General features: G+C 35.9%; 1 protein-coding gene. It reads left to right on the top strand.

From position 1 onward, the window contains the following. Window positions 1–169: 169 nt before the first annotated feature. Window positions 170–1,522 (top strand): glutathione-disulfide reductase, encoded by a 1,353-nt coding sequence (gorA, locus tag ACWQ4X_RS19555; protein ID WP_002122354.1) that lies wholly within the window; start codon window positions 170–172, stop codon window positions 1,520–1,522. Window positions 1,523–1,665 lie beyond the last annotated feature (143 nt).

Raw genomic sequence — 1,665 nt, 5'->3', positions numbered from 1 at the left:
ATTATTTTATAATCATCGAAGAATTCAAAAGGGTTTGGGTTTTAAGACACCAAATCAAATGGCCGAAGACTTTTATAAGTTGGCTGCCTAGAATCTCCCAAGGGAAAGTCTCCTGATAATTCAGCGTATATCATTAACTTTTTAAATCTAAAAAACAGGAATTTCATTTATGTCTAAACACTATGATTATATTGCGATTGGCGGAGGCAGTGGCGGTATTGCATCAGTCAATCGTGCTGCCATGTATGGTAAGAAATGTGCACTGATAGAAATGGGTGATATTGGTGGAACCTGTGTCAACGTAGGATGTGTTCCTAAAAAAGTGATGTGGTATTCAGCTCAAATTGCCGATGCGATTCATAAATATGGTCCTGACTATGGCTTTAATACAGAATTGAAATCCTTTAACTGGAAGAAATTAGTTGAAAACAGACAAGCCTATATCAGCCGAATACATACATCGTATGACACAGGACTAGCTAAAAATAATGTTGATGTCATTCGAGGTTTTGCAAAATTTTTAGATGCTCAAACAATTGAAGTAAATGGTGAAACGTACACAGCTGACCATATTTTAATTGCTACGGGGACTCAAGCATTCAAACCTGAAATTGAAGGTGCTGAATATGGTATTGATTCCAATGGTTTCTTCGGATTAGAACACTTACCGAAGCGGACTGCTATTGTTGGTTCTGGCTATATTGCTGTGGAATTGGCAGGTGTTCTTAATGCATTGGGTTCGAATGTACAATTATTTATTCGTAAACATCAGCCTTTGCGTGGATTAGATCATTTCCTTGGTAAAACACTATTAGAGAATATGCGCAGTGAAAATATTAACGTGCATACTCATAGTCAGATTAACAAAGTGACTAAAGTTCAAGATAACTCACTTGTATTACACCTAGAAGATGGTACAGAACATAGTGTAGATTGCTTGATTTGGGCAATTGGTAGAAAACCTGCAACTGAAGCGATCAATCTTAATAAGACTCAAGTTCAATTGAACGAGAATCGCTTTATTCATGTTGATGCATATCAAAATACAACACAGTCTGGCATTTATGCAGTGGGTGATATTACAGGTAAAGTCGAGTTAACACCTGTTGCTGTGGCAGCGGGTCGAAGACTGTCTGAACGTTTATTTAACAATAAGCCAAATGAACATTTAGATTATGAAAATATTCCGACTGTGGTGTTTAGTCACCCACCTATTGGAACAGTTGGATTAACCGAAGATCAAGCCATAGAAAAATTTGGTAAAGATGCCATCAAAATTTATAGTTCTTCCTTTACATCCATGTATACAGCGATAACAGAACATCGACAACTCACAAAAATGAAATTAATTTGTGTAGGAACTGATGAGAAAGTGGTCGGAATTCATGGTATTGGATACGGTATGGATGAAATTCTGCAAGGCTTTGCTGTTGCTTTAAAAATGGGAGCAACTAAAAAAGACTTCGATAACACTTTAGCAATTCATCCGACTTCTGCTGAAGAATTCGTCACAATGCGTTAATCATTGATCATCTAAAAGAGCATTTATTTATATATTTGCTCTTATTTTTATATTCTATATCCAAATTATGAACTTTCAACAACTTAGAATTATTAGAGAACTCACTCAACATAATCTCAATTTATCACAAACAGCACATGCTC

This window comes from Acinetobacter sp. NigerLNRRAM0016, assembly GCF_054112845.1.
Note: the sequence above shows the minus strand (reverse complement) of the source record. Positions and strands in the feature narration are given on the sequence as shown.